Origin of the sequence: Massilia sp. UYP32, assembly GCF_050434365.1 — a bacterium.
In the GTDB taxonomy this organism is placed as follows: domain Bacteria; phylum Pseudomonadota; class Gammaproteobacteria; order Burkholderiales; family Burkholderiaceae_D; genus Telluria; species Telluria timonae.
On the sequence record NZ_JBNDIK010000005.1, the window covers coordinates 107,597 to 130,887 of the forward strand.

Annotated in this window: 20 protein-coding genes; 16 read left to right on the plus strand and 4 right to left on the minus strand. The window is 65.9% G+C overall.

What is annotated here, in order from left to right:
• Positions 1-82 precede the first annotated feature (82 nt).
• The 3 genes from ABIB42_RS05515 (at position 83) to ABIB42_RS05525 (ending at position 2,558) form a co-directional block, all read left to right on the plus strand.
• Positions 83-1,588, plus strand: a complete 1,506-nt coding sequence (locus ABIB42_RS05515; RefSeq protein ID WP_005670232.1) for a peptide MFS transporter — start codon at positions 83-85, stop codon at positions 1,586-1,588.
• Positions 1,589-1,770: 182 nt separating this feature from the next.
• Positions 1,771-2,049, plus strand: coding sequence for a DUF1778 domain-containing protein (locus ABIB42_RS05520; RefSeq protein WP_429248030.1), 279 nt, complete (start codon positions 1,771-1,773; stop codon positions 2,047-2,049).
• A complete protein-coding gene (locus ABIB42_RS05525) occupies positions 2,046-2,558 on the plus strand; it encodes a GNAT family N-acetyltransferase (protein ID WP_429248031.1) in 513 nt (170 codons plus the stop codon). Before ABIB42_RS05520 ends, ABIB42_RS05525 begins: the two co-directional genes overlap by 4 nt.
• Positions 2,559-2,609: 51 nt before the next feature.
• Here the strand turns inward: ABIB42_RS05525 and ABIB42_RS05530 are convergent, their stop codons facing one another.
• Positions 2,610-3,509, minus strand: coding sequence for a LysR substrate-binding domain-containing protein (locus ABIB42_RS05530; protein ID WP_219863869.1), 900 nt, complete (start codon positions 3,507-3,509; stop codon positions 2,610-2,612).
• Positions 3,510-3,614: 105 nt separating this feature from the next.
• Between ABIB42_RS05530 and ABIB42_RS05535 the strand changes: the two genes are divergently transcribed.
• Positions 3,615-4,526, plus strand: coding sequence for an NAD-dependent epimerase/dehydratase family protein (locus ABIB42_RS05535; protein ID WP_429248032.1), 912 nt, complete (start codon positions 3,615-3,617; stop codon positions 4,524-4,526).
• 54 nt (positions 4,527-4,580) lie between these two features.
• On the opposite strand, the gene ABIB42_RS05540 is transcribed toward ABIB42_RS05535, so the two are convergent.
• The gene (locus ABIB42_RS05540; protein WP_429248033.1) at positions 4,581-6,851 is read right to left on the minus strand and encodes an OPT family oligopeptide transporter; all 2,271 of its coding nucleotides are present in this window, start codon (positions 6,849-6,851) and stop codon (positions 4,581-4,583) included.
• Between the two features lie 192 nt (positions 6,852-7,043).
• On the opposite strand from ABIB42_RS05540, the gene ABIB42_RS05545 reads away from it, so the two are divergent.
• The 11 genes from ABIB42_RS05545 to ABIB42_RS05595 all read left to right on the plus strand — a co-directional run bounded on the left by ABIB42_RS05545 (position 7,044) and on the right by ABIB42_RS05595 (position 18,005).
• Positions 7,044-9,479, plus strand: a complete 2,436-nt coding sequence (locus tag ABIB42_RS05545; RefSeq protein ID WP_429248034.1) for a penicillin-binding protein 1A — start codon at positions 7,044-7,046, stop codon at positions 9,477-9,479.
• Positions 9,480-9,707: 228 nt separating this feature from the next.
• The gene (locus ABIB42_RS05550) at positions 9,708-10,349 is read left to right on the plus strand and encodes an IS607 family transposase (protein WP_005670227.1); all 642 of its coding nucleotides are present in this window, start codon (positions 9,708-9,710) and stop codon (positions 10,347-10,349) included.
• Positions 10,321-11,655: an RNA-guided endonuclease InsQ/TnpB family protein gene (locus ABIB42_RS05555; RefSeq protein WP_429248035.1), complete on the plus strand. Its 1,335-nt coding sequence runs from the start codon at positions 10,321-10,323 to the stop codon at positions 11,653-11,655. Before ABIB42_RS05550 ends, ABIB42_RS05555 begins: the two co-directional genes overlap by 29 nt.
• Before the next feature lie 24 nt (positions 11,656-11,679).
• On the plus strand, positions 11,680-12,039 hold the full coding sequence (locus tag ABIB42_RS05560; protein ID WP_184237523.1) for a DUF1428 domain-containing protein: 360 nt from the start codon (positions 11,680-11,682) through the stop codon (positions 12,037-12,039).
• A gap of 133 nt (positions 12,040-12,172) precedes the next feature.
• Positions 12,173-12,565: a PAS domain-containing protein gene (locus tag ABIB42_RS05565; RefSeq protein ID WP_005670224.1), complete on the plus strand. Its 393-nt coding sequence runs from the start codon at positions 12,173-12,175 to the stop codon at positions 12,563-12,565.
• 6 nt (positions 12,566-12,571) lie between these two features.
• A complete protein-coding gene (locus ABIB42_RS05570) occupies positions 12,572-13,402 on the plus strand; it encodes a PAS domain S-box protein (protein ID WP_005670223.1) in 831 nt (276 codons plus the stop codon).
• Complete coding sequence (locus ABIB42_RS05575) at positions 13,392-15,164, plus strand: putative bifunctional diguanylate cyclase/phosphodiesterase (protein ID WP_005670222.1); 1,773 nt, start codon at positions 13,392-13,394, stop codon at positions 15,162-15,164. The genes ABIB42_RS05570 and ABIB42_RS05575 overlap by 11 nt, the downstream gene beginning before the upstream one ends.
• A 97-nt stretch (positions 15,165-15,261) precedes the next feature.
• Positions 15,262-15,525 (plus strand): hypothetical protein, encoded by a 264-nt coding sequence (locus ABIB42_RS05580; protein ID WP_184237529.1) that lies wholly within the window; start codon positions 15,262-15,264, stop codon positions 15,523-15,525.
• Positions 15,526-15,651: 126 nt separating this feature from the next.
• Positions 15,652-15,918: a hypothetical protein gene (locus tag ABIB42_RS05585; protein WP_005670219.1), complete on the plus strand. Its 267-nt coding sequence runs from the start codon at positions 15,652-15,654 to the stop codon at positions 15,916-15,918.
• Between the two features lie 104 nt (positions 15,919-16,022).
• On the plus strand, positions 16,023-17,006 hold the full coding sequence (locus tag ABIB42_RS05590) for an HDOD domain-containing protein (protein WP_273161437.1): 984 nt from the start codon (positions 16,023-16,025) through the stop codon (positions 17,004-17,006).
• Positions 17,007-18,005 carry a 5'-nucleotidase gene (locus ABIB42_RS05595; RefSeq protein WP_273161436.1) on the plus strand — a complete coding sequence of 333 codons (999 nt, stop codon included), beginning with the start codon at positions 17,007-17,009 and terminating at the stop codon, positions 18,003-18,005.
• Here the strand turns inward: ABIB42_RS05595 and ABIB42_RS05600 are convergent.
• Together ABIB42_RS05600 and ABIB42_RS05605 are read right to left on the minus strand one after the other, a co-directional pair.
• Positions 17,959-19,278: a GDSL-type esterase/lipase family protein gene (locus ABIB42_RS05600; protein WP_005670211.1), complete on the minus strand. Its 1,320-nt coding sequence runs from the start codon at positions 19,276-19,278 to the stop codon at positions 17,959-17,961. The genes ABIB42_RS05595 and ABIB42_RS05600 overlap by 47 nt on opposite strands.
• Positions 19,279-19,353: 75 nt before the next feature.
• Positions 19,354-19,689, minus strand: a complete 336-nt coding sequence (locus ABIB42_RS05605; RefSeq protein ID WP_005670209.1) for a class I SAM-dependent methyltransferase — start codon at positions 19,687-19,689, stop codon at positions 19,354-19,356.
• Positions 19,690-19,833: 144 nt separating this feature from the next.
• Between ABIB42_RS05605 and mfd the strand changes: the two genes are divergently transcribed.
• Entirely contained in the window at positions 19,834-23,280 is a 3,447-nt protein-coding gene (gene mfd / locus ABIB42_RS05610) for a transcription-repair coupling factor (protein WP_184237544.1), read from the plus strand.
• The last annotated feature ends 11 nt before the right edge of the window (positions 23,281-23,291 follow it).

Here is a 23,291-nt window from a genome sequence, read left to right on the forward strand (position 1 = left end):
AATGCGTGCCTATTGGAATGTTCGACCTTCGAATCGCTCCATATAACTATTACTCAGTCATTACATTTTCGGGAGGAACCGCATGAGCGGTGCAGCTACTACACCCGCCAGCCGACCTCTTCCAGAATTCAAGCAGATCATGGGCCATCCAGCACCGCTGTGGATGCTGTTCATGACCGAATTCTGGGAGCGCTTCGCTTTCTACGGCATTCGTTGGGCACTCGTCCTTTACATCGTCGCCCAGTTCTACGGCGGCGACGCGGCCGGCCAGGCCGACGCCAACCTGACCTACGGTTCCTACCTCGCGCTGGTGTATGCCGGCGCCGTCTTCGGCGGCTATGTCGCCGACCGCATCATCGGCTACCAGCGTTCGATCCTGGTCGGCGCCATCTTCATGGCGGCCGGCCTGTTCATGATTTCGATCCCGAACCATGACGTCTTCAAGCTGGGCCTGGCGACCATCATCGTCGGCAACGGCCTGTTCAAGCCGAACATCTCGACCATGGTCGGCCAGCTGTATGCGCTGAACGACACCCGCCGCGATTCGGGCTTCACCATCTTCTACATGGGCATCAACGTCGGCGCCTTCTTCGCGCCGATCCTGACCCAGATCCTGGCCGAGAAGGTGTTCGGCACCCAGGCCATGCCGTCGTACAAGATCGTGTTCCTGGCCTCGGGCATCGGCATGCTGATCTCGCTGGTCTGGTTCTACATCGGCCGCAAGTCCCTGAAGGGCATCGGCGCGCCGATCGGCGACCTGGCCAATCCGAAGCGCCTGATCTTCACGGTCGTCGGCGCGCTGGTCGTCATCCCGGTCATGTACCTGCTGCTGCAGGCCGGCGCCAACAACCTGCAGATCCTCCTGACCGTCCTGTTCGTCGGCCTGGCCGCGATGCTGGTCATGGAAGGCATCCGCGAAGGCAAGGTCGCGCGCGACAAGACCTGGGCCATGATGATCATCTTCTTCTTCAACATCCTGTTCTGGTGCTTCTTCGAGCAGGCCGGCAGCTCGTTCACCTTCCTGGCCGATAACATCGTCGACCGCGACTTCGGTGGCTGGATCTTCCCGGTCGCCTGGTTCCAGTCGGTGAACTCGGTCGCCATCATCGTGTTCGCGCCGATCATCGCCGCGATCTGGGTGATGCTGGGCAAGCGCAACGCGAACCCGTCGATTCCGCGCAAGTTCGGTCTCGGCCTGGTGTTCAACGCGCTGGCCTTCGGCCTCCTGATGTACGCGCTGTCGCAGCTGATCAACGACAACGGCAAGATCCCGTTCTGGACCCTGTTCGCGGTCTACGTGATCCAGTCGATCGGTGAGCTGTGCCTGTCGCCGATCGGCCTGTCGATGGTGACCAAGCTGGCCCCGACCCGCCTGGTGGGCCTCGGCATGGGCGGCTGGTTCCTGTCGACCGGCATCGGCAACAACCTGTCGGGCATCTTCGCCTCGCACGTCTCGGGCGAATCCGGCATGTCGGTCGCGTCGGCACTGGGCGGCTACAGCTTCGGCTTCTGGTCGCTGCTGGGCGGCGGCGTGCTGCTGCTGCTGCTGGCGCCGGTGATCCAGAAACTGATGCACGGCGTGAAGTAAGAACGTCCTGCTTCAATCGGGATAGGGGCGGACAGCGTGCTGACCGCCCTTCCCACGTACGAGCACGGGATACCTGAAAGTACGCGGGTTCATGCGCGGTCAAGTTTCGAGCCGAAGAACGCATTGACATGGTACGGCTATTAGCCGTATGCTAGACACTCGCTTACACCAAGGAGGGTGAAATGGCTTTCGCTCAATTGAAAAGTGCTCGCATGGAGCTCAAAACCACCGATAGCGCCAAGGAATTGCTGACCTTTGCAGCTTCGCTGGACGGTACTGATCTCACATCCTTCGTGCTGGGCCCGGCGATGGAAAAAGCTCGAAGAGTCATTTCTGAACATGCAAATATCGAGCTGACCTTGCAAGGCCAGGCAAAATTGGCAACCGTACTTCGTCAGCCGGCCTCGCCGACTGATGCAATGCGTGATTTGATGAACATGCCTGCCTTGGCGCGTGAATGACAATCGCAATTTCAACGTACGATCCCAATAGAACTTATCACGAACAGAAAAAGTTCGATTGCGGTAATGCGACAATTAATAAGTTCGTACATGGATCATTAAAGAGCCAGGTTAGCAGAGGGCTGAGTGTTGCTTACGTGTTGACCGACAAGTCCAACCAGGAAAAATTTGTCGGTTTTTTAACGTTAGTACAACACTCCATCAATGTATCCGCACTCTCGTCCTTGCAACTCGGCTCCTTGCCTCGCCATATTCCATGCACACGGCTCGTAATGTTCGGTGTCGACTCGGCCTATAGCGGCAAAGGGTATGGCAAGCAACTCATGAGGGAAGCGTTCGTCGCGACGAAACAGGCAGCCAGGCTCGTCGGGAGTTTTGGCATGTACCTGGACGCTGATCCGGATCCACGCACCCTGGCTTTTTACCAAAAGCTCGGGTTTGTCTTCCTGGAGGGAGACAAAAGTCCATCACCTTCCCCAATGTTCCTCCCCGCAACGTCCATCCCCTAATAAGGCTCTACAATTCATATTGCGCCCGGGAAAGTTTTAGCGTGCCTCGGATCAGCGATAGTCGAGATGCGCACTCATGGCCGCCATCTCGGCCACCATCCACTCGCGGAAACGCCGCACCTTGAGCATGTGCTCCTTGTGCGGATTGGCGAGAAAGCGGTAGCCGTTCGCGAACGGCACGCTGCGGCAGGGGATCAGGCGCAGCGCGCCGGAAGCGATGTCCTGGAACGCGATCCCGTACGGCACCAGGGCCACGCCCTGCCCGGCCACCGCGGCCTGCACCAGCACGCCCCAGTGGCTGTAGGCGCGCGAGAAATCGTAGTCCCCCTTGAGCGCCCGGTTCTCGTTGAGCAGCTGCAGCCAGGCTTCGGGCGAGTGCACGATCAACAGGCGATGCTCGGTGAGGTCGGCCAAGGTCAGCGCCGCCTGGCCGGGCGCCAGCAGCTCCGGGCTGTAGGCCGGCACCAGCCGCTCGCGGAACAGCACCGTCGGATCGCCGTCGGTCACGGGTCCGTAGCGGATCGCGACGTCGGTGCTGTCGGCCTGCAGGTCGACCGGGGCGTCGTTCGAATCGAGCCGGATGTCGAGCTCCGGATACAGTTTCGTGAAACGGTGCATGCGCGGCACCAGCCACTTGATCGCGAACGAATGGGTGGTGGCGATGCGCAGCACCGCCTCTTCGTCGCCGCTCTGCAAGGCGGTGACCTTGGCGCGCAGCTCGCCCAGCATGCGGGCGGTGGCGATCGCCAGTTCCTGCCCTTTTTCGGTGAGCGCGATGTGGCGCGGATGCCGCACGAACAGCGCGAAGCCGATGCTCTCCTCCAGCTGCTTGACCTGGAGGCTGACCGCGGCCGGCGTCTTGTGCAACTCGTGCGCGGCCAGCTTGAAACTGCCCCAGCGCGCGGCGCATTCGAAGTCGATCAGGCCGGAAAGACTGCGTAAGGCCTTCATTTGGCTTCCATGACTAAGTTTTTCTTATTCATTGACCTGTCTTTTTCTCGTTTGATGAATTGTACTGCCGCTAGGAAAATAGTGGTGATCACACAAGGAAGCGCCATGCCCAAGAATATTCTCGTGATCGGTGGAACCCGGTTTTTCGGCAAGCTGCTGGTGCAGCGCCTGGTCCGGGCCGGCCACCACGTCACCATCGCCACCCGCGGCTACGCGCCGGATCCCTTCGGCGCGCGCATCACGCGCGTCCGGGTCGACCGCCGCAACGAACACGCCATGCGCGCCGCCTTTGGCGGCGTGAAGTTCGACATCGTCTATGACCAGATGTGCTATTCGCCGCTCGACGCGGCGATCTCGAGCCGCGTCTTCGGCGGCAACGTCGGGCGCTACGTCATGACCTCGACCATCGACGTCTACCGCGCGCTGGAACCGCAGTCGCAGGCCTTCGACGAGGAATCGCTGCATGTCGACGCCCAGCGGATCGATACCGCCTATCCATGGCACGATCCGACGCACGCGACGGGCAGCTATGTCGCCGGCAAGGTGCAGGCCGAGGCTTATCTGTACCGCGCCGGCAGCATGCCGGTGGTGAGCGCGCGCCTCGGCCACGTGCTGGGAGGACCGGACGATTTCACCGGCCGCCTGGCCCATTATGTCGACCTGGTGCGCCAGGGCGCCGTGCTGCAGTACACCAGCGCCAGGGCGCGCACCTCCTTCCTGGAGGCGCGCGAGGCGGCCGACTTCCTGGTCTGGGCCGGCGCCCAGGACTTCACGGGGCCGGTAAACGCGGCGTCCGACGGCGCATTCTCGGCCTACGAGCTGCATGGCCGCGTGGCGGCGGCGCTGGGCGTCGCGGCGCGCACACGCAAGGTCGCCGCGGGCAGTCCGTCGCCGTTCGACCTGCTCACGCCGCTGACGCTCGACACCGGCCGCGCAACAGAACTCGGCTACCGCTTCAGCCATGCCGACGACTGGATCGACAGCGCGATCCGCCAACACGACCTGGCCTACGTCTGATCGACTGACCACCCAACACAACGCCGGCGCGAAGCCGGCGTTGTCGTTTCGGGTTCAGGCCTTCTTCGCCTTCTCGCGCGCCACCCACCACAGCAGCAGCACGATGGCGCCATACGGAATCATGCTGAGCCAGTTCGCGCTCTCTCCGGCGAAGAACGGGTTCGAGGCCTGGGCCCAGGCGCCGATCGCGGCGTCGAAGTCGGTGAACACGCCGGCCGTGATGGCGATGATGATGCCCGCCAGCGCGCCGCCGGCGATATAGCCCGAGGCCAGCAGCACGCCCGCGCTGCGGTCGCCCGCGGCCTGGCGCTCTTCCTCATTGAGATGCGCGTTGTGCGGCAGCTTGTTGTTGCGGCGATCGGCCAGCCAGCGCACGGTGCCGCCGATCGCGATCGGCAGGGTCGCCACCAGCGGCAGGTAGACGCCGACCGAGAACGCCAGCGAGGCGATGCCCGCCATTTCCAGCACGATCGCGATCATCACGCCGAACAGCACGAGGGTCCACGGCAGTTCCTGGTCCAGGATGCCCTTGATGATGTAGGACATCAAGACCGCCTTCGGCGCATCGTACTTCTTCACCTCGGTGCCGTCCGGACGCGTGCTGTGGTGGCCGTTGATGCCCGGGTCGACCAGGTACACCACCTTGCCCGCGGCGTCGACGAAGTACTTTCCGGCCGGGCCGCCCACGGTGTCCGTCTTGTGCCAGACCTTATAGGTGTTCGGGTCGTCCTTGGCCTGCGGGCCCTGCAGCTGCGCGGTGTCGGTCAGTTTGGAGGCGTCGACCGCGAGGCCGGGCGCCACCTGCGCCGCCGGCACGTAGACGGTGCCGGCTTCGTTCAGCTTGAGCAGGATCGGTCCCAGGATCAGCGCCGAGGCGAAGGCGCCGCACAGGATCGCATACTGCTGCATGCGCGGCGTGGAGCCGACCAGGTAGCCGGTCTTGAGGTCTTGCGAGGTGGTGCCGGCATTGCTGGCGGCGATGCAGACGATGGCGCCGACCGACAGCGCGGTCACGTAGTACTGGCCGCCGGTCCAGCCCATCACCAGGAAGATCAGGCAGGTGAACAGCAGGGTCGCCACGGCCATGCCCGAGATCGGGTTCGACGACGAGCCGATCTCGCCGGTCAGGCGCGACGAGACGGTGGCAAACAGGAAGCCGAACACCAGGATCAGCACCGCGCCCAGCACGTTCATGTGCAGCGGCGCGGCCAGCGAGATGATGGCGATGATGGCCAGGCAGCCGATCATCACCCACTTCATCGGGATGTCGCGGTCGGTGCGCAGCGACTCGTCGCCTTTCGAACCCTGCCTCACGCCCGCCAGGCCGCCGCGCAGGCCGTTCCAGATCGTCGGCAGCGAGCGCGCCAGCGAGATCAGGCCGCCGGCCGCCACCGCGCCGGCGCCGATATACAGGATGTACGAGGCGCGGATGTCGTCGCCCGTCATGTCGCGGATCGGGATCGTGGCTGGCGACAGCGGCACGGTCGCCAGCTCGCCGAAGAACTTGATCATCGGGACCAGCAGGAGCGAGGCCAGCACGCCGCCGGCCGCCATCGTGTAGGCGATGCGCGGGCCGATGATGTAGCCGACGCCCACCAGTTCGGGCGAGACTTCGGCGCCGATGCTGCCGGTCTTGAGCGGCGCGCCGAACTCGAAGTTGATGGTGTCGCGCCAGCCCTTGAACGACACGCTCAGGGTCTTATACAGGATGCCGATGCCGAAGCCGCCGAAGATCAGCATCGCGCGCCGCTTCGCCGTCTTCATGGCCTCGCTGCCTTCCGCGCTCGCCGAATCGCGCACTTCGCCGGCAGCCTCGCGCGAGACGTCGGTGGCGGCGGCCTTGAGCACCTCGGCGCAGGCCGTGCCTTCCGGGTATTTCAGTTCGCGGTGCTGGTCGACGATCAGCGTGCGGCGCAGCGGGATCATCATCAGGATGCCGAGCAGGCCGCCCAGCACGCCGACCAGCATCACGCGCGAGATCTCGAGGTCGAAACCGAGGATCATGATGGCCGGCATGGTCACGCCCAGGCCGAAGGCCAGCGATTCGCCGGCCGAACCGGCGGTCTGGGCCACGCTGTTCTCGAGGATCGTCGATTCGCGCGCGCCGAGCTTCTTCGCCATGCCGAACAGGGTGATCGCGATCACCGCCACCGGGATCGATGCGCTGACCGTCAGGCCCACTTTCAGCACCAGGTAGAGCGAGGACGCGCCGAAGATCATGCCCAGGATGACGCCCATGATCAGGGCGCGCGGGGTCATCTCGGGCAGCTGGGCGGTGGCGGGGATGTAGGGCTTGAAGCCCACCGGTTTCGAGTCGAATGGCATGGAATTCCTTCGTTACGGATGCGGCCCGCCATGCCGGCGGCGGACCAAAGCGAGAATATCGCACATGCACGAACGGAAAGAAAGCGCCGATTGAAAGCGATTATAATCGCCCGCTCATGGCCGTAAATATGGCGCAATAGCGAGAGTAAGGCAGTGAGCGACACCGACAAGAAGTCCGGACACCCAATCCGCATGAAACACCTTCGTGCGTTCATCCTGATCGTGCTGGCAACCGTGCTGCTGGTCGGCGCCGGCGCCGTGGTCTACGTGACGACGGCGATCCTGCCCAAGGTGCCGCCGATCGACGCCGTGACCGACTACCGTCCCAAGATCCCGCTGCGCATCTACACGGCCGACAATGTGCTGATCGGCCAGTTCGGCGTCGAGCACCGCGACTTCGTGCCGATCGCGAAGATCCCTCCCATGATGAAGACCGCCGTGCTGGCGATCGAGGACACGCGTTTCTATGAACACGGCGGCATCGACTTCATCCGCGCGCTGGGCGCGGCGCGCGCCAACCTGCGCGGCGGCTTCCGGCAAGGCGCGTCGACCATCACGATGCAGGTGGCGCGCAACTTCTTCCTCACCAACGAGAAGACCATCGCGCGCAAGCTCACCGAGATCGCGCTGGCCTACAAGATCGAGGACTCGCTCACCAAGGACCAGATCCTCGAGCTGTACATGAACCAGATCTACCTGGGCCAGCGCTCGTATGGCTTCTCGAGCGCGGCGCGCAGCTATTTCGGCAAGACGCTCGACCAGCTCACGCTGGCCGAGACCGCGATGCTGGCCGGCCTGCCCCAGAACCCGGCGCGCACCAATCCGGTGTCCAATCCCAAGCGCGCGCAGGCGCGCCAGTACGCCATCCTCAAGCGCCTGCTGGAACTGGGCGAGATCGATGAAGCCCGGTACCGCCAGGCCCTGGCCGAACCGCTGCGCGTCAAGCACGACGCCGGCCAGTCCTTCGACACCCGCGCCGAATACGTGGCCGAGCTGGCGCGCCAGGCCGTCTACCAGCAGTTCGGCGAAGACTCGTACACGCGCGGCATCACCGTCACCACCACCATCCTCGCGGCCGAGCAGAACGCCGCCTACGACTCGGTGCGGCGCAACGTGCTGGCCTACGACCAGCGCCATGGCTACCGCGGCCCGGAAGCGCGCATCGTGTTGCCGCTCGACGCCGAGGAACGCGAGGAAGCGATCGTCGACGCGCTGCAGAAGCGCCCCGGCAGCGACGGCCTGCTGCCGGCCGTCGTGCTCGAGGCGAGCCCGCAGGAAGTGCTGGTCGATACACTGGAGGGCGAAGAAGTCGCCATCCGCGGCGCCGGGCTCAAGTTCGCGGCCAATGCCTTGTCCGCCAAGGCGCGCGAGAACGTCAGGATCACCCCGGGCGCCATCGTCCGCATCAGCAAAGGCAAGGATGGCGACTGGGCGATCACCCAGGTGCCGCAAGTGGCCGCGGCCTTCGTCGCGATCGACGCCGACACCGGGGCCTACCATGCGCTGGTGGGCGGCTTCGACTACAACCTGCAGAAGTTCAACCACGTGACCCAGGCCTGGCGCCAGCCGGGATCGAGCATCAAGCCCTTCGTGTATTCGGCGGCGCTGGAAAAAGGCTATTCGCCGACCACCCGCATCCTGGACGAGCCGATCGAGCTGCCCGGCGCCACGCTCGACACGCCCTGGACGCCGCAGAACGACGACGGCGTGTTCGACGGCGAGGTCACGCTGCGCCAGGCGCTGGTGAAATCGAAGAACGTGCCGACGGTGCGCGTGCTGCGCGCCGTGTCGGTCGACTTCGCCCACCAGTACCTGGAGCACTTCGGCTTCGACCTGGCGCGCCACCCGAAGAACTACACGATGGCGCTCGGCACCGGCGCCGTCACGCCGCTGCAGCTGGCCGGCGGCTATGCGGTGTTCGCCAACGGCGGCTACCGGGTCAAGCCCTACCTGATCGCGCGCATCCAGGACGGCAACGGCGCCGTCATCCTCGCGACCGCGCCGCCCCAAGCGAAGAACGAAGCCAATCGCGCAATCACCGCGCGCAACGCCTTCGTGGTCGACAGCATGCTGCGCGACGTGGCCCGCTTCGGCACCGCCGCCGGGGCCACCAGACAGCTGGGCCGGCAAGACCTGGCCGGCAAGACCGGCACCACCAACGACGCCGTCGACGGCTGGTTCGCCGGCTATGCGGGCAATGTGGTGGCGGTGTCGTGGATGGGCTATGACGAACCGCGTTCGCTGGGCGGGCGCGAGTTCGGCTCGACGCTCGCCATGCCGATCTGGATCGACTACATGCGGGCGGCGCTGGCCAAGGCGCCACCCGTGGAACGCACCCCGCCCGAGGACGTGGTGCACGACGGCGAAGACTGGATCTACCCTGAATTCATCGACGCCGGCGAGACGCGCACGATCGACATCGAGCAGGCGCCCGTCGAGCAGCCGCTGGACATCCCGCCCGGCAGCCAGGAAGTGCCGCCCGACGCCTCGCCGTTCGACGAACGGCCGGCCATCGAGGCTCTGCCGCAGGTGGCGCCGCAGGTAGGTCCGCCGCTGGCGCCGGCCCCTGCGCCAGCGGCCGGGCCAGCGCCGTCAAATCCACCACCCGCGCAAAACCCCATGTGGTAATCCATGTGGTAATCCATGTGGTAATCTCACCAGTTCCCGGCCAGCAGTCCGACGGCCGGCACGGGTGCGGTTCGCACAATTTCTCAGCAACACCTTCTCAGCAACACCTTCTCAGCAACACTCTCTCAGCAACACCTCACGCATCACTTCATGCATCACCTCACAGGAGCGGAACTCTAGTCACAATGATGGTGTCTGAATCTACGTAAGCGTACATGCGAGAACACCATGGAAATGATGCTGAAGACCGGCGCGGCAGCGCGCCGGCTTGGCGTGACACCCAAGACGTTGCAACGCTGGGATCGCTGTGGCACGTTCTCTCCATTAGCGCGCAGCCCAACCGGCCTGCGCCTCTATAGCGAAACGCAGATTGCTGAGCGGATCGGCTTGCAGTCACGCCCGGTGCCATACCGGATCATCGCTTACTGTAGGGTGTCTAGCGCTGCGCAAAAGCCTGATTTACGCAATCAGCGCCGGGTTCTGGAAGAATTTTGCACAGCCCGTGGACTGGCAAATGTCGAGTTCATTAAAGAGATCGGCGGCGGGCTCAATTTCAAGCGCCCGCGCTTGCTGGAGCTGACCGACGCGATCGGGCGAGGCGAGGTCCGCACCCTGGTGCTGGCGCATCGGGATCGCCTGACGCGCTTCGGGTACGAATGGTTCGAACACATAGCGCACGTGCATGGCTGCGAGCTTCTCGTACTGAATCAGGAGCGCCTGTCCCCCGAGCAGGAAATGGTGCAAGACATGATGACCATCGTGCATTGCTTTTCAAGTCGTTTAGATGGGCTGCGCAACTATCGCCGCCAGTTGGATGTTGCATTGAACAAGGATGTGCGCAATGTTGCTGTCACATCGCATCCGGCTTGAAGCCACATCCGAGCAGCGCGACTATTTCGTACGTGCGGCAGGGACGGCGCGCAAGGTCTGGAACTGGGCGCTGGCCGAGTGGCAGCGGCAAACCGCGCTGGGCCAGCGGCCGGATGCCATGAAACTGAAAAAGCAGTTCAATGGGATCAAGTATGCCCACCCGGACTGGCTCGACGCCGAAGGCAAACCGTGGTTGCGAACAATCCACCGCGATGCGCATGCACAGCCTTTCGCGCATCTTCAGCGAGCTTGGCGTCGCTACGTCGAGCAACGGCAAGCCGGCAAGAAGGCGTATCTACCGAGGTTTAAACGGAAAGGCCGCTGCCGGGACGCGTTTTATATTGCCAACGACAAGATTCGTTTTGAGGGCAAATGCGCCGTGCTGCCAAAGATTGGAGAGGTTTTGCTGGCCGAGGTCCTGCGGTTTCCCGGCAAGGTCATGGGCGCCTGCATATCGCGCGAAGCCGACCATTGGTATCTGGCCGTGCAGGTCAAGCTACCGGAGCAACTGGCCCGTCTGCAGCGTCAGGGCGATGGCGTGGTTGGGGTCGATCTTGGCGTGAGCGCCGCGGCCGTTCTGTCCAGCGGCGAGAAGATCGCGGCCCCACGGCCGCTACGTGCAAGCCAGCGGCGCCTGCGCATCCGCTCGCGGCGCCATGCACGCAAGCTGAAAGCAGCGAAGGCCGGTGCCGGGATCACGGGCGCGATCCCGAAAGGGGTACGTTTGCCGGTGTCGCGCAACCGACAAAAGGATGCGCATGCGCTGGCGCGCCTAAATGCGCACATCACGCACGTACGCACCGATTTCATCCATAAGCTCACTACTCGACTGTGCCGCGAAAACCAAGCGATAGCGATCGAGGACCTGAACGTGAGCGGCATGCTGGCCAACCATCGGCTGGCGCGTGCGATCGCTGACGTTGGATTTTACGAGATCCGGCGTCAGCTCCAGTACAAGGCGCAACGTTACGACACGTTATTGGTGCTGGCGGATCGCTGGTATCCATCCAGCAAACTGTGTTCGACATGCGGCGCGCATTACACCGGGTTGAAACTCGGTGAGCGCAATTGGATTTGCGCCTGCGGTGTCCGTCACGACCGTGATGTGAACGCCGCGATCAATCTGCAACGGCTCGCCACCGACGCCCTCGTGGTGAGAACGGCGCTACCCGAGGCGAGTCATGCGGCAACGCATGGCACTGCCGCTGGAGCGGTTCCAGCGGCAGGCGGGAAAGTCACGCCTGTCAGGTACGAGCACGGTCAACAGGACGGCTCGGGGCAGGAAGAGAACGGTGCGCACGTTTAGGCACCTTTTCGATAGCAGATCATCATGGCGTATGTCGACGGTTTTGTTCTTCCCCTTCCCAAATCGAAACTCGACCAGTACCGGGCCCAGGCCGAGCTGTCGGGCAGCGTATGGCGCGACCACGGCGCGCTCGAATACCGCGAATGGATCGCGGACGACGTCAAGCCGGGCGAACACACCTCGTTCCCGCAGAGCGTCAAGCTGGAGGACGGCGAGACCGTCATCCTGGCCTGGGCGGTGTATGAATCGCGCAGCCACCGCGACGCCGTGCTGGAAAAAGTGATGCAAGACCCGCGCATGGCCGACATGATGAAGCCGGGCGGCGTGCCCTTCGACGGCAAGCGCATGTTCTTCGGCGGATTCGACAACCTGGTCGATCTGTAAGTACCGGGTGTGTCGGAACGGCACACCAACCGAAAATGTGACGCGACGAAGGCGCGCACGATTGACACCGCGCCTTTTCACATGCCAACATCTGTTTCTCATATTCAATAGCCGCGTCGCGGCTTCCGACACCATGACCGTTACGCCCCTCGCGTTCGACGCGCCCGACCTGGCTGCGCGCCTCGACCAATGCACGCCGGAACAACTCGACGCGCTCGACTTCGGCGTCATCGGCTTCGGCGCCGACACCAACGTCACGCTGTACAACGCCTTCGAATCCCAGGCGGCCGGCCTGTCGCCCCAGCGGGTGCTGGGCCAGCCCCTGTTCACGAACGTCGCGCCCTGCATGAACAATTTCATGGTGGCGCAGCGTTTCGAAGACGCCCAGGAAGACAACAGCGTGCTGGACGCCACGATCGACTACGTCCTGACCCTGCGCATGCGTCCGGTCAAGGTCGCGCTGCGCCTGCTGTCGAACCCGGGCGGGAGCCGGCGCTACGTGCTGGTCCAGCGCCAGCCACGGTAAGCCTGGATGAGCCGCGATGCACCCGATTTCGGCGCCGAGCACGAGGCGCTGATCCAGTTCCTGTACCTGGCGCCGGTGGGCCTGGTGCAGACGAACGTCCAGGGCGACGTCACCATGATGAACCCGGTCGCGGCCCAGCTCCTGATGCCGCTGTCGCACGACGGCGGCCTGGACAACCTGTTCACGGCACTGGCCCGGGTGGCGCCCGAGCTGCGCGAGCGCACTGCCCAGCATGGCGAACCCTACGGCAAGATTTGCGACGGCCTGCACGTCTACCTGGAAGCCGGCGCCGGCGCCAGGCGCGCGCCGCAGATCCTGGCGCTCACCCTGCTCAAGCTCGATCCCGAACGCGTGATGGCGGTGATCAACGACATCACCGAACAGGTGCGGCGCGAGCGCCGGCTGCGCCAGAACGACGCCTGGCTGAGCGCCATCCTGGCCGGGGTCCAGGATTACGCTCTGGCGAGTCTGGACCTGCAGGGCCGGCTGTGCGACTGGAACGCGAGTGTCGGACGCGTCACCGGTTTCGGCCCCGAGGCCGTCGGCCGGCCGTTCACGATCTTCTACCCGCCTGACACGATCGCGCTCGAATACCGCCAGGACCGCCTGCGCGAAGCCGACGCCAGCGGCTGGTCGTTCGACGAGGGCCGCCGCCTGCGCGCCGACGGCGCCGTGTTCTGGGGCAGCACGCTGGTGGCGCCGCTGCCCGAGCGCGAGCCGCTGCCCGGCGAGCTCGATGGCGCCGCCTGCTGCCCCGCCTATTGCCTGATTCTGCGCGATCTCGGCAAACCACAAGACACGGCTGCACGCCGCCAGGAGAACGCCCATGCAGCATGAGCCAGGCGACGCGTATGAAACGCTGGTGCAGTTCCTGTACCGGGCCCCGATCGGCCTGGCGCAGACCACGCTCGACGGCACGGTCGAGATGCTCAATCCGATGGCCTCGAACCTCCTGATGCCGCTCGCCACCGACGCCGGCCTGGACAACTTGTTCGACCTGCTGGCGCCGGTCGCGCCGCAGCTGCCGGCGATGGTCGAGGCCTTCATCGAACCTTCCGGCATGATCTGCGAAGGCCTGCGCCTGCCGGTCGGCGTGCACCACGCCGCCAGCGGCTCGCTGCAGGTGCTATCGCTGAACCTGACGAAGCTCGACCCCGAGCGCCTGATGGCCACCGTGGCCGACGCCACCTTCGAAGTCCAGCGCGAGCAAGAGATGCTGTCGCGCCGCCTGCGCAGCGCCGCCCGCACCGACAGCCTGACCCGCATGCCCAACCGCGCGGCGGTGCGCGACGAGCTGCAACGCCTGCTGGCACGGCCGCAGGACGGACTCGGCTTCGCGGTGCTCACCCTGAACTGCGATCGCTTCCGCCAGCTCAACGACAGCCTGGGCCAGGCCGGCGGCGACCAGCTGTTGATGCACATCGCCGACCGCCTGCGCGGCGCCCTGCGCCCGCCCACCACGATGATCGAGCCGGCCGCCCGCAGCGGCCAGCTCGCGGCGCGCATCGGCGGCGACGAATTCGTCGTGGTGCTGGACGGCCTGCGCGCGCGGCACGACGCCGAGCGGGTCGCGCTGCGCCTGCTGGAAGCACTCGCCCATCCCTATGTGATCGGCGGCCACGAGATCGTGTGCAGCGCCAGCCTGGGGCTGGCCTGGGGGCCGGATGCGGCGGCGCTCGATATGCGCGATGAGCATGATCCCGACAGCCTGCTGCGCGACGCCGGCATCGCGATGGTCGAGGCCAAGCGCGCCGGCGGCAACCGCCATGCCGTGTTCGAAGCCTGCATGCGCGAGCGCGCGGCGCGGCGCGCCGACATCGAGGCCGACCTGCGCCAGGCCCTGGCCGAGGAACAGCTGTTCGTGGTCTACCAGCCGGTGGTGCGCCTGCTGCCGGACGGCGGCGTCGATCGCGCCGCCGGCGTCGAGGCGCTGGTGCGCTGGCGCCATCCGCAGCGCGGCATCGTGCCGCCGATCGAATTCATCCAGGTGGCGGAAGAGTGCGGCTTGATCGGCGCGCTGGGCGACTTCGTGCTGGCGCGCGCCTGCCGCGACTTCATGGACTGGCAGGCCCGCCTTGGCGCCGCGGCGCCGGGCCTGATGGCGGTCAACCTGTCACGCGCCCAGCTCGGCCAGGCCGGCTGGGTCGACAGCGTCGCCGCCGTGCTGGCCGCGACCGGCATGCCGGCCGCCAGCCTGCAGCTCGAAGTCACCGAAAGCCTCGCGGCCCAGGACCAGGACACGCAACTGCGCCTGCACGAGCTCAAGGCGCTCGGCGTCAAGCTCGCGCTGGACGACTTCGGCACCGGCTACTCGTCGCTGTCGAGCCTGCACCTGCTGCCGGTGGACACGGTCAAGATCGACCGCTCCTTCGTGTGCCAGGCCGACACCAGCTCGCACCACCGGGTGCTGATCGAGGCCACCGTGAAGGTCGCCCAGAGCCTGGGCATGAAGACTGTGGCCGAAGGCATCGAAACCCGCTCGCAGCTCGACGTGGTGCGCGAACAGCGCTGCGACAAGGTGCAGGGATATTATTTCAGCCGGCCATTGCCGGCGGCGGAACTGCTCGACTGGCTCGCCATGGAAACAGCCACGGCCTGATAGGGTGGATTCCTACAGGGGTATCCGATGTGTTCCTATTCTCGCGTAGCGGCGTCGTCGCGAGAATACAAACATTCAAGTACCCAAGGAGAACACCATGAAACGCACCGTTCAAAGCGCAGTTCTCGCCGGCATGATGGCATTTGGCCTGGCCGCCTGCAACACGACCGACACCACGACCGATTCGATGCGCGGCAGCACCGGCACCGGCGCGACCACCGGCAGCGGGGTGCAAACCCCGAGCACCAACGGCGGCGCAAACAGCTGGAATTCGGGCGCGAACGGCGCCAGCGGCGTCAATGCCGCCGCGGGCACCACCAGCAACAACCAGCAAACCACGGATATGCCCGTCAGCCGCTGAGTCGCGGCGCCTGAATCGGCTTACTATGCGTGAGCCTGATCCTACAGGTATTGACGTTGTCTTCCTATTTCATGTGTACGGCTGACCTCGCATGATGAGCAACCTCACCAATCAAGGAGAAGCACGATGAAGACGATCCAGACCGTACTGCTGGGCGGCGTGATGGCCTTTGCCCTGGCCGCCTGCAACACCACCGACTCGACCGGCACCACCAGCGGTTCCTCGTCCATGGGCACGACCCAGGCTGGTTCGACCGGCAACCCGACCGTCGATGCACAGATGGGCATCAGCCCGAACGACGTGCAGAATACCGGTCCGGCCAACGCCACCGGCAGTGCCTCGACCCCGACCAATACCGGTCACACGACCACCGGCTCGAACAACGGCCAGTAAGCGCTGTCACGGCAAACGGCCCGGCGCCGCGCAAGCGGCGGCCGGGCCGTTTGCTGTTCGCTGTAGAATGGAACCATGCCCTCTTCGCTGAACTTCGCACGCCCATGAAACGCTGGCTCGCCCGCCTGTTCGGCACGCGCGAAGCGGGCGTACCGATCGCCGTTCCTGCCGACATCGCAGGAAATCGTCCCGGCGCCGCCGCCGACGATCCGACACTGGCGCAATTCGACCTCGATCTCGCTTTCTTCCACTGGCTCGCCGGCCCGCACGTGACAGGGCGTCCCGCCCCCGACGGCCCGGTGCTCGACGAGCTGGCGCGCCTGGCGCGCGATCCGCACGGCGCGGCGGCGCTGGTGCCGCGGGTGCCCGCCGTGATTCCGCAACTGCTGCGCAGCCTGCGCGAGGGCGCGACGGGCGCCGGCGCGCTGGCGCGCCAGGTGGCCCAGGACCCGGTGCTGGTCGCCGAGGTGATCCGCGAGGTGAACAGCCCTTATTACCAGCCCGCGTCCCCCATCCGCAGCCTCGAAGGCGCGGTGCTGCTGCTGGGGCAGAACGGCTTGCGCATGCTGCTGGCGCGGGTCGCCTTTCGACCGATCATCAGCCAGCAGGCCGGACCGCTGCTGCGGCTGCTCGCGCCGCCGCTGTGGCGCCAGTCCGAACTGTGCGCGCAGGCCGCCGGCCTGCTGGCGCCGCGTCACGGGGCCGATCCTTTCGAGGCCTACCTGGCGGGCCTGATGCACAACGTCGGGCTGATGGTGGCCTTTCGCGTGGTCGAGCAGCTGGTGCCGCCGGGCGCCCTGCCCGACGCCGATGACTTCGGCGCGCGCCTGGTGGCGGCGGCGCGCCTGATCTCGGCCCGTATCGCCGGCGAGTGGGAACTGCCGCCGGCGATCGGCCACGCGATCGCGCACCCCGGCGACGCCGGCGCCCTGCCGACCCTGCTGCAGGACGCCGACCGGCTGGCCAAGCTGCAGATGCTGGCCATGGGCGGCCAGCCCCTGTTCGTGCGCGCCGTGCTCGCGCTGCCGCCCGAGGCGCGCCACGTCTACGACCGACTCCTCGAACAATCCGACCGACAGGACGCCTGAATGCCCTTTCCCATCGAAGAAAAACTCGTGATCGGCGTCGCCTCCAGCGCGCTGTTCGACCTGTCCGAATCGCACCAGGTCTATCTCGAACATGGGCCCGACGAGTACCGCGCCTACCAGGAACGCCAGCGCGACGTCGTGCTGGCGCGCGGCGTGGCCTTTCCGTTCATCCGGCGCTTCCTCAGCATCAACAAGTGCTTCCCGCAGCAGGCGCCGGTCGAAGTCGTCCTGTTCTCGCGCAACTCGCCCGAGACGGGGCTGCGCGTGATGCGCTCGATGGCCCACTACGGGCTCGATATCTCGCGCGCGGTGTTCATGACCGGCAAATCGCCCTACCCCTACCTGCCGGCCTTCAACGCCGCGCTGTTCCTGAGCGCGAACGAGGAAGACGTCAAGAGCGCGATCGAGGTCGACTATCCGGCCGGCCTGGTGCTGCCCTCGCGCATCGCCGACGAGGAAGACGACATCGAACTGCGGGTGGCCTTCGACTTCGACGGCGTGCTGGCCGACGACGAATCCGAGACGGTTTACAAGCGCGACGGCCTGGGCGAGTTCCACGCCCACGAAACGCTGCACGTGGCGCGCCCTCACCAGCCCGGCCCGCTGGCCGGCATGTTCCGCAAGCTGGCCATGCTGCAGCAGCTCGAAAAAGACGCCGAGCGCGACGATCCGGACTACCGCCGCATCGTGCGCATCGCCATCATCACGGCGCGCAGCGCGCCGGCGCACGAGCGCGTCGTCACCACCCTGGGCAGCTGGGGCGTGTCGGCCGACGAGACCTTCTTCCTGGGTGGGATGGACAAGAGCCGCGTGCTGTCGGTGTTCAAGCCGCATATCTTCTTCGACGACCAGCTCGCCCACCTCGACTCCGGACCCGGCGCCACGATCCCGATGGTGCACGTGCCGTTCGGGATCGCGAACCGGCGCGCGGCCGATACGGTGTCCGCAGCGCCTACAGCCGAGGCAACGCCAGCAGGCGCTCCAGCTCCGGCTGCATAGCCCTGGCCCAGATGGCATAGCCGGCCTCGTTCGGGTGCAGCCAGTCCGGCATCGCGTTCGCCGGCAGGCTGCCGTCCGGCGCCAGGAACGCCTTGTTCACGTCGAGGTAGAACACCTGGCGTCCGTCGGCCAGCGCCGGCAGGCGCGCATTGACCTGTTCATTCAGGCGGCGCAGCGGGCCGTCCGCCTTTGCATCGCGCGGGAAGATCGCCAGCAGCAGGATGCGGGTGCGCGGCAGGCGCTTCTTGAGTTCTTCCAGATTGCGCGCGATGCCGGCCGCCGTGATGGCGGGGAAGTCGCGCCGATGCCCCGTGTTGTTGGTGCCGATCAGGAGCACCGCCACCTTCGGATCGATGCCATCCACTTCGCCGTGCTGCAGGCGCCACAGCACGTTCTCGGTGCGATCGCCCCCGAAGCCGAGGGCCAGCGCATGGTGGCGCGCATAGTTCTGCTGCCACACCTGCGCGCCCTCTTTTTCCCAGCCCTGGGTGATCGAATCGCCGATGAAGACCAGCTGCGGGCTGCGGCCTTCGAAGACCATGCGCCTGGCCTCGTCCAGCTTCTGGCGGTGGCGCGGCAGCCACCAGTCGGTCGACCACGATTCGTTGAGGGTGTCGGGCGTGACGGCCACCGTGCGCCAGTCGGGGCATGGGGTATTGGGCGTGCCGGCCCGGGAGAACGCCACATTGGCGACGCCGACCTGGCCGCTGCCGGTGCCCTCCAGCAGGAAGGGGCGCGTCACCGACCGGAAATCGTCGCCGTCGCGCGCGAAGCACGACATCGACAGCACGATGCGCTGCCAGCCCTTGCCCTGGGCCGCGCGTCCCGGCAACACGTAGGACACGTGGCGCTCGCAGTCGTCGCCGCAACCGACCCGGAACAGGATCCCGCCCTGGTCCAGCGCATCGACCTTGAGGTCGAAGGCCAGGGTGCCGGCCGCCAGGTAGGGCCGCAGGTCGAACGGCGGACCGGCAAAGCGCACGCCGCTTTTCCAGATCCTGTTCCAGCGCAGGGTCAAGGCCTTGCCGCCGCCCGGCCCTTCGCCGCGCGCCAGTTCGATCGCGCTGCCGGGGAATGTGTCGCGGATGCCCGCAGCGGCGTCGACGCGTTCGCCCAGCAGGACATGCTCGGTATCGGGAGCGACCGCCGATATGGTCACGCCCTGACGCGGCGCGCCGTCGAACAAGACCAGGTCGACGGGCGGCGCCGCATGCGCCAGCGCGGGCAGCATGGATGCGATCGATAGGGATACGGCGGCCAGGCCTGCGCGCATGAAGGTCTCCTGTATTTATTTTGTGGAAACAGGATCATGCGCGACTTTCAGCCCGACCACAACCACTGCGCTTCTTCAGGCGCGGCAGATCCAGCCGCGGAGCACGCCCCCGAGGCCAGCACCGCCAGGCTGGCGCACCCGGTCGCCGTGCGCCGCGACCAGTTGCCGCGCCAGCTCGATCATCGCGGCCGACGGATCGACGCCGTCGAAGGTCCACGCCGGCTGGCCGTCCGCGAACGCCTTCAGTTCCAGGCCGCCGCCGGCGTCCAGCACCAGCACCCGCGCATCAAACGGCGCGCGCTCGGCCAGCAGGACCCGCGCCATGCGCTGCATGTCGGCGAAGCCGGGGACGAATTTCGGCGGGCCTTCGTGGTAGCGCGCCACCATCGCCGGATCGTGAAAATGGGACATTGGATTCCTTATCGGGCTTTTTCGTAACTTAGAATATTACGTTAACGGGGTCGATGCAAGCGTCGGGGCGCACGTGAAGGCGATCCATTGCGCCTTCGTCTATAATTGACGCCTACTTTTGACGCGAACGTAACAGCACGCTGCATGCCCTTCGATCTCAAGAAGCACCTCCCCAAGCCAGGTCACCGTTTCGTCCTGCCGCTGGCGCACGGCTCGTCCGACGCCTATGCCCTCGCCACCGCCGCGCTGGCCCTGAAGGCCAACGGCCAGATGCTCACCGTCGTCGTCGCCAATGCGAGCGACGGCCAGCGCCTGCTCGACGAAATCCCCTGGTTTGCCGACGGCAAGCTGTCCTGCCACCTGCTGCCCGACTGGGAAACGCTGCCTTACGACGCGTTCTCGCCGCACCAGGACCTGGTGTCGGAACGGCTGGCCACCCTGCACGAGATCCGCAACGGCCAGTGCGACGTGCTGGTGGCGCCGGCCACCACGGCGCTGGTGCGCCTGGCGCCGCCCTCGTTCCTGGCCGCTTACACCTTCTTCTTCCGCCAGGGCGAACGCCTGGACGAGGCGAAGCTCAAGGCCCAGCTGACGCTGGCGGGCTATACCCACGTGTCGCAAGTGATGTCGCCCGGCGAGTACTCGGTGCGCGGCGGCCTGATCGACCTGTTCCCGATGGGTTCCGTGCTGCCGTACCGGCTCGACCTGTTCGGCGACGAGATCGAATCGATCCGCACCTTCGACGCCGACACCCAGCGCTCGCTGTATCCGGTGAAAGAGGTGCGCCTGCTGCCGGGCCGCGAGTTCCCGATGGACGACGCGGCCCGCACCGCCTTCCGCGGCCGCTGGCGCGAGCGGTTCGAGGGCGACCCGACCCGCTCGCCGATCTACCGCGACATCGGCAACGGCATCGCCTCGGCCGGCATCGAATACTACCTGCCGCTGTTCTTCGAAGAGACGGCCAACCTGTTCGACTACCTGCCGGGCGATGCTCCAGTGGCCCTGGTGGGCGACATCGACGCGGCGATCCAGCGCTTCTGGCTCGACACCGAGTCGCGCTACCGCTTCCTCAAGAGCGACCGTGAGCGTCCGATCCTGGAGCCGCACGAGCTGTTCCTGGGCGCCGAGCAGTTCTTCACCTGCATCAAGCCGCACGGCCGCTGGAATATCGCGCGCGATCCGGCCGCCCCAGCCTCGGAGCTGTCGGCGCCGATCCCCGACATCGCCGTCAACCGGCGCCTGGACGATCCGCTGACCAATCTGCGCGCCTACCTGCAGCGCAGCGACACCCGCGTGATGATCTGCGCCGATTCGGCCGGCCGCCGCGAGACCCTGCAGCAGTACTTCGGCGAATACAGGCTGGAGCTGGCGCCGGTCGAGGGCTTCGAGGGCTTCCGCCAGAGCGACGCCAGGCTCGCGCTGGGCGTGGCGCCGCTGCAGGCCGGCTTCGAGCTGCTCGACGCCGAATCGGGCCACCTGGTCTTCATCACCGAAACCGAGCTGTATGCGGGTTCGGGCCGGCGCGCCGGCAAGAAGAAGCAGGAAGCGACCAGCCAGGTCGAGTCGATGGTGCGCGACCTGTCGGAGCTCAAGATCGGCGATCCGGTGGTCCACATCAACCATGGCATCGGCCGCTACATGGGTCTGACCAGCATGGACCTGGGCGAAGGCGAGACCGAGTTCCTGCACCTGGAATACGCCAAGGACACGAAGCTCTACGTGCCGGTCTCGCAGCTGCACGTGATCTCGCGCTATTCCGGCACCTCGCCCGAGGACGCGCCGCTGCATACGCTCGGCTCGGGCCAATGGGAAAAGGCCAAGCGCAAGGCCGCCGAGCAGGTGCGCGACACCGCCGCCGAACTCCTGAACCTGTACGCGCGGCGCGCCGCGCGCCAGGGCCACTCGTTCGAGTACTCGAGCATCGACTACGAGAACTTCGCCCAGAGCTTCGGCTTCGACGAGACCCCGGACCAGGCGGAGGCGATCAACAACGTCATCAAGGACATGACCTCGGGCCGGCCGATGGACCGCCTGGTGTGCGGCGACGTCGGCTTCGGCAAGACCGAGGTCGCGCTGCGCGCCGCCTTCATCGCCGTCATGGGCGGCAAGCAGGTCGCGATCCTGGCCCCGACCACCCTGCTGGCCGAGCAGCACGCCCAGACCTTCGCCGACCGCTTCGCCGACTGGCCGGTCAAGATCGCCGAGCTGTCGCGTTTCCGCACCGGCAAGGAGATCAACAACGCGATCAAGGGCATGGCCGACGGCACGCTCGACATCGTGATCGGCACCCATAAACTGCTGTCGCCTGACGTGAAATTCACGCGCCTCGGGCTGGTGATCATCGACGAGGAACACCGCTTCGGCGTGCGCCAGAAAGAGGCGCTCAAGGCCCTGCGCGCCGAGGTCGACGTGCTGACGCTGACCGCCACGCCCATCCCGCGCACCCTGGGCATGGCGCTGGAAGGCTTGCGCGATTTCTCGATCATCGCCACCGCGCCGCAGAAGCGCCTGGCGATCAAGACGTTCGTGCGCAGCGAAGACGGCTCGATCATCCGCGAAGCCTGCCTGCGCGAACTGAAGCGCGGCGGCCAGATCTACTTCCTGCACAACGAAGTCGACACCATCGAGAACCGCCGCGCGATGCTGCAAGAGCTGCTCCCGGAGGCGCGCATCGGCGTGGCCCACGGCCAGATGCACGAGCGCGACCTCGAGAAGGTCATGCGCGACTTCGTGGCCCAGCGCTTCAACATCCTGCTGTGCACGACCATCATCGAGACCGGCATCGACGTGCCGACCGCGAACACGATCATCATGCACCGCGCCGACAAGTTCGGCCTGGCCCAGCTGCACCAGCTGCGCGGCCGCGTCGGCCGTTCGCACCACCAGGCCTATGCCTACCTCCTGGTGAACGACCTGTCGAACCTGACCAAGCAGTCGCAGCGCCGCCTGGACGCGATCCAGCAGATGGAAGAACTGGGCAGCGGCTTCTACCTCGCCATGCACGACCTGGAAATCCGCGGCGCCGGCGAGGTGCTGGGCGAGAACCAGTCCGGCGAGATGCTCGAAGTGGGCTTCCAGCTGTATTCCGACATGCTCAACGAGGCAGTGCGCGCGCTCAAGGCCGGCAAGGAGCCGGACCTGGCGGCGCCGCTGTCGTCGACCACCGAGATCAACCTGCACGTGCCGGCCCTGCTGCCCGCCGACTACTGCGGCGACGTGCACGAGCGGCTGTCGATCTACAAGCGCCTGGCCAATTGCGAGAGCCAGGACCGCATCGACGGCATGCAAGAGGAGTTGATCGACCGCTTCGGCAAGATGCCGGATGCGGTGAAGGCGCTGGTCGAGACGCACCGCCTGCGCATCGCGGCCAGGAGCGTGGGCATCGTCAAGATCGACGCCCATGGCGAGGCGGCCAGCCTGCAGTTCATGGAACAGCCGCCGATCGACCCGATCAAGATCATCACGCTGATCCAGAAGAACCGCCAGGTCAAGCTGGCCGGCCAGGACAAGCTGCGCATCACGGCCAGCATGCCCGACCTGGCGGCGCGCGTGAACCAGATCAAACAGACCATCAAACAACTGCTCGCCTGACGAGAACGACA